The 6,000-nt window shown below is 33.2% G+C and carries 4 protein-coding genes and 1 other annotated feature; of the genes, 2 read left to right on the plus strand and 2 right to left on the minus strand.

The genetic code is table 11. The features are described from left to right. Window positions 1–92: 92 nt before the first annotated feature. The gene (locus tag ACFVRR_RS21605) at window positions 93–695 is read left to right on the plus strand and encodes a LysE/ArgO family amino acid transporter (protein ID WP_097977791.1); all 603 of its coding nucleotides are present in this window, start codon (window positions 93–95) and stop codon (window positions 693–695) included. An 89-nt stretch (window positions 696–784) separates the two neighbouring features. On the opposite strand, the gene ACFVRR_RS21610 is transcribed toward ACFVRR_RS21605, so the two are convergent. Together ACFVRR_RS21610 and ileS are read right to left on the minus strand one after the other, a co-directional pair. Continuing rightward, on the minus strand, window positions 785–970 hold the full coding sequence (locus ACFVRR_RS21610) for a hypothetical protein (RefSeq protein ID WP_387332549.1): 186 nt from the start codon (window positions 968–970) through the stop codon (window positions 785–787). A 169-nt stretch (window positions 971–1,139) separates the two neighbouring features. Continuing rightward, window positions 1,140–4,220, minus strand: coding sequence for an isoleucine--tRNA ligase (ileS, locus tag ACFVRR_RS21615; protein ID WP_387332557.1), 3,081 nt, complete (start codon window positions 4,218–4,220; stop codon window positions 1,140–1,142). Window positions 4,221–4,286: 66 nt separating this feature from the next. Continuing rightward, window positions 4,287–4,531, minus strand: a binding site (T-box leader). Between the two features lie 365 nt (window positions 4,532–4,896). Between ileS and corA the strand changes: the two genes are divergently transcribed. Beyond that, window positions 4,897–5,838, plus strand: a complete 942-nt coding sequence (gene corA, locus ACFVRR_RS21620; RefSeq protein ID WP_387332551.1) for a magnesium/cobalt transporter CorA — start codon at window positions 4,897–4,899, stop codon at window positions 5,836–5,838. Window positions 5,839–6,000: the final 162 nt, after the last annotated feature.

Here is a 6,000-nt window from a genome sequence, read left to right on the forward strand (position 1 = left end):
CCCCTAAATTGGGTGGATATAAAACCATCCAATTGGTTGTTTTTCTTTTAGTTTTATCATAGTACGATAGTAATTGAAAGGGAGTTGATTTGATGGAAGCTATTATTCATGGTCTAGTCTTAGCATTCGGACTTATTTTACCTTTAGGGGTACAGAATGTATTTGTATTTTCACAAGGTGCCACACAGCCAAAACTAATTCGAGCGCTTCCTGCGACTTTTACTGCTGCTGTGTGCGATACTTTTTTAATTCTATTAGCTGTTTTCGGACTTTCCACTATCGTTCTACAATTTGAATGGCTAAGAATTAGCCTGATGATTGCTGGTATTTTGTTTTTAATATACATGGGGTATGTTATTTGGAGATCTAAACCTGCAGCAAATGAATCAAACAGTGCATTACCTAGCCGACAGCAGATCATTTTTGCTTTATCAGTTTCCTTATTAAACCCTCATGCAATCTTAGATACAGTCGGTGTAATTGGAACAAGTGCATTAAAATATGTCGGAAAGGAACAAGTTTTCTTTACGATTGCATGTATTACAGTATCTTGGATTTGGTTTATTGGTTTAACGGTCGCAGGCTCAGTCATGAAGAAGGTAGACAGTACAGGAGGTTTAATGAACATATTCAACAAATTCTCCGCCTTGTTTATTTGGGGAACTAGCATTTATCTTTTAATTGGATTAACTTAATGTAGAGTAGAGGATGATCGATTAAATAATGATCATCCTTTATTAATAGTTCAACTTAAGTATAGAGTAATTGATAACCGTTTTTAAAATTATCTTTTTTCAAACGGTTTAGCGAAAATAATTGATATTAAAAATCCAATAAATCCACCGCCAATAGAACCGGCAAATGCTGAGTTAATTTCGCCATCAAATAAGAATACTTTAACTAAAAAATACGATATAGCAAAAGAAACTGCGTAAATCAAATATACATAAATGCTCTTTTTAGAAATCATCTAATCCTCCTTAAATCATCCAGCACTAATTAATTAATTCAACAGCTATTTTAATAAACCTTTAAACTATTGAATTTAAAAAATAAGAGCCCTTGCCCACGTCATTTAAGAAGAAAAATGACAGACTAAAATATTATACTTAGTCTGTCATTTCACTTTAACTATTCAATTAATTAGAAGCAACTAATTCTATTTGGGACTGATAATTACCAACTTTAATTTCTTTTCCATTCACTTGATTTTTCACAACTAGTTTACTCATTAATAAGTTTTCCTCAAGCATTCCTTTAAACTTTTCTATGATTTCAATAAACTCTGGATTAGCTGTTATTTCAATGTCTACGCGCATATTAATTGGTAGATCTAATTCTTTTCGGTATTCTTGAATAGACCTGATTAATTCTCTTACAGTACCTTCTTGGATAAGATCTTCTGTTAGTAATGTGTCGAGGGTCACTGTATATTCGCCATTCGTCGCTGATGCAAAACCTTCTCTTGCGCTTTTTTCAACTAAAATATCTTCTGTGTCGACTTTAACAGTTTCTCCTGTTTCAATTAATACATTAGCGTACCCGCTCTCAATTACTCTTTTTGCTTCTTCATTTGTTAATGTTTGAAGTGATTGATTGACTAAATTTGAAAGCTTTCCAAATTTTGCTCCTGATTTTTTAAAATCTAATTTCAATTTTAAGATTGAAAACTCATTTTCGTTGTTTACTTGTTGGAATTTTTTTACGTTTAACTCATCTAAAACAATTTCTTTATATAAATCCCAATCAAACTCCACATTGTTACTAACTAAAGTTAAACTAGCTAGTGGCTGTTTAATCTTTAATGAATTTGCATTTCGGATGCTTCTTCCAAGTTCTACAACTTTTAGAACTGCATCCATTTCCTTTTCAAGCTGAACGTCAATTAATGTTTCATCGCAAACTGGAAAATCAGATAAATGGACGCTTTGTTTTGTTAAATTATAATAAACATCTTCCGCTAAGAAGGGTGTAAACGGTGCTACTAATTGACTTACTTTTGTTAATACATCAAACAGTGTATAGTAAGCCGCTGCCTTCTCTTTATTCATTCCATTAGACCAAAATCGTTCTCTTGATCTTCTTACATACCAATTGCTTACTTCATCTACTAATTTAGCGATGTCTCTTGCAGCATTTGTAAATTGATAATCCTCTAAATTCTTAGTTACATTTTTGACTGTGCTATGCAAACGTGAAATGATCCATTTATCCAACGTACTTGATTGATACTCATATTGTTCTGTTATATTAAATCCATCTAAATTTGCATATAAACTGTAAAAACTATGAACATTGTCGATTGTATCGATGAGTTTCGATTTCGCCTCTTGAACGACTCTTTCAGAAAAACGCTTCGGATTCCAAGGCGCACTGTCTACCAATAAAGCCCATCTTAATGAATCAGCACCATATTTTTGAATTAATTCTACTGGATCTAGTGCATTCCCTTTACTTTTAGACATTTTTTGTCCATTTTCATCTAAAACATGGCCTAGAGATAATACTCGTTTATACGGTACCTTCCCGGTAAATAAAGTAGATACTGCAAGTAAACTATAGAACCAGCCTCTCGTTTGATCAATCCCTTCAATGACAACATCTGCTGGGAATTGTTTTGCAAATTTCTCCTTATTTTCAAAAGGATAATGATATTGGGCAAATGGCATCGAACCGCTATCGAACCAGACATCAATTACTTCAGGTGTTCTTTTCATATTCCCTTTACAATTTGGACAGTTAAGAGTCACTTCATCTACAAAAGGTTTGTGCAGTTCAATTGAATTGTCAATTTCTTCAACCGAATGGTTACATAATTCATTTATACTTTTTGGTGCTAATTGATGATTACATGAAACACATTCCCAAACATTTAATGGGGTGCCCCAATATCTTTTTCGGCTAATATTCCAATCTACCATTTGTTCTAAAAAATTACCGAATCGACCGTATTTTATATGATCTGGATGCCATGTAACTTCTTCATTATTTTTAATAAACTCATCCTTTAAAGCGGTCGTTTTAATAAACCAACTTTCATTCGCATAATAGAGTAAAGGTGAATCACAACGCCAACAATGCGGATAGCTGTGCTCATATTTTTCTTTACTAAATAATAATTCGTTTTCGGCTAAATACCTCACTATATCTACATCACACTCTTTAACAAAACGACCTTGAAAATTAGGTACTTCATCAGTATATTGGCCCTTTTCATTCACTACATTTACAAAAGATAACCCATTTTCTTGTACAACCTTGTAGTCATCTTCACCGTATGCAGGTGCGATATGAACAATTCCAGTACCACTACTTTCAGTTACAAAATCTGCTTTCACAACTTTATGACCAACTTCAACCTTTACAAAATTAAATGGTGGTAAATAACTAATACCGATTAGATCTGTCCCAAGAAATTCAGATAAAATGACGTAATCAGCTTTTAGCACTTTATCTACTAATGCCTTAGCAAGAATATATACTTCCTCACCTTTTTTAGCACGAACATATTCCATTGTTGGATTTACAGCTAAGGCTACATTAGCTGGAAGTGTCCACGGAGTTGTCGTCCATCCAAGCAAATAGACATTTTCTTCATCTTGCAATTTAAACTTAACGGTTGCAGATAAATCCTTAACGTCCTTATATCCTTGCGCTACCTCATGTGAGCTTAGTGATGTTTGACAGCTAGGGCAATAAGGTGAAACACGATGACCTTTTACTAGTAAACCTTTTTCATGAATTGTCCCGAGGATATTCCATACACTTTCGATATAAGAATTGTCCAGTGTTACATAAGGATCATCCATATCCACCCAATAACCTAACTGCTCAGTAAAGTCTCGCCATTGTTTCTCGTAAGTAAAAACACTTTCTTTACATTTATCAAGAAAAGCTTTTACACCATAACGTTCAATTTCTGCCTTACCTGAAATGCCTAACATCTTTTCAACACCGAGTTCAACTGGTAAACCATGCGTATCCCATCCAGCTTTACGAACAACTTGGAAACCAGCCATAGTTTTATATCTAGCTACCACATCTTTTATCGTACGACCTAATGCGTGACCAACGTGTGGTAGTCCATTTGCAGTTGGGGGACCTTCATAAAAAACAAAAGATTGATTATGTTCTCTTTGTTCAACTGATTTAATAAAAGTATTTTCTTTAGACCAAAGTTCACTAATCCTTTTTTCACGATTTTGAACAGATTCTTTTATGTTTTCTTTTTTCATTTGATATCGCCTCTCTTCTTTTTTTTAAGCACACAAAAACCCGCCCCTATAATAAGGGACGGGTTTAACCGCGATACCACCCTAATTCTATTGAAAACATTCCGCTCTTCAATAGCACTCAGTCACGTACAATCATACGCATTCCTTTTAACGGTAGACACCCGTTCAAACCTACTTATGTTTTCAGTTTGACTTCTCGGAGAGGATCTTCATTTAAGTACTATTCACCGGATTTCAGCTTCCCCGGCTCTCTGTAGAACAGTAACGAAAATTACTTTTCTCGTCATTGAATTCATTTGTGTGCTTTAATTGTTATTTATTATATCCATCGACTACTAAAAAGTCAAAGTTTTCTTAAATTTATTTTTTACTTAATTTAAATTCCGAACTCCAATTGCAAAAGAAACTTCTAAATGTCAAAGTTAATGATCCTTTTGATCGTAAAATATCTTTTTATCACTTTTCACTATTTTCCGCCACTAAGGAAAGAAAAGCAGCCATTATTTCTCTACCTTATTCAATTCTAATCTAATTTTACAATTTTAAACTAAACAATCTTTTGTTAATCGTTAATACTTTCTCATAATTTTTTTAAAAACTAATGGAGAATATTGTGTTAAACTGATTTTGGAGAAAATTAAAGAGAAAAAGGGGTGCCGAAATGATCAAAACGATGGCTGTATACAAGGACGGAACCCATGCGTTTGATGTATCAATTGAAGAATTAAATTCCGAACAAATTGATTGGGTTTGGGTCGATTTTGGAAAACCTGAAAAAGAAGAAATTGACTTATTGCAAACTCAATTCCAATTCGATGAAATAGCAATTAAGCATTGTGTAAGTTATAAAGAAAGACCGAAAATGGATTATTACGATGGCTATCGTTTTATCATTCTACAATCATTGCAGGAGAACATGGAACAAGCTGAAATCGATCTCTTTTTGTCCCACAAGTACATCGTTTCATTTTGCTGGGAGGAGTCAAATGCGATACAAATTGTGTGGAATAAACTAAAAGGATTAAAGAGTACAAAAGGAATAAAACCAGAACGAATCCTGTATCACATTTCTGATGAAATTGTTGATAAATTCTTTCCAATCGTCCAAAAAATTGAAGATGACATCGAAGAGATTGATGAATTAGGAACAAATTCCGATTTAAGCATGATCGATGGAATTAAAACACAATTAAGCAAATTATCAAAAGTAAGAAAAACAGTTAAACCAACAAAAGATTTAATTTATCGTATATTAAATTCAACCCACGTTGAAATTGACAAAGAAACGACAAAGAAATTGCGAATCGTCTACGATCATTTATTAAAACTATTAGATGACATTGCAGATAACAGGGAAATGGCAAATGACATCAGAGAAAGTTATATTTCAACAAACTCACACAAAATGAATAAAACGATGAAAATGTTAACATCGGTCTCGATTGTTTTCATGCCACTTACATTCATCGTTGGTGTATATGGAATGAATTTTGTTCACATCCCTGAGCTTCAATTAAAATATGGTTATTATTATTGTTGGGTGATCATGCTAATCATCGTGATAGGTTTAGTGATGTGGTTCAAGAAAAAAGATTGGTTCTAAAAATACTCGTTATAATAAGAAAAACTATCCAACAAAAATAAGATGATCTCTGTAGAGGTCATCTTATTTTTCACGCTGTTGAAAAAAGACTTCGTCAAGTAAATGCCACGAATTTTTCGTGGCATTTTTTGTTTTAGTTGTCCATTTAGTCTGTTTTTTGGT

The sequence above is a fragment of the Gottfriedia sp. NPDC057948 genome (assembly GCF_042887255.1).
Lineage (GTDB): Bacteria > Bacillota > Bacilli > Bacillales > Bacillaceae_G > Gottfriedia.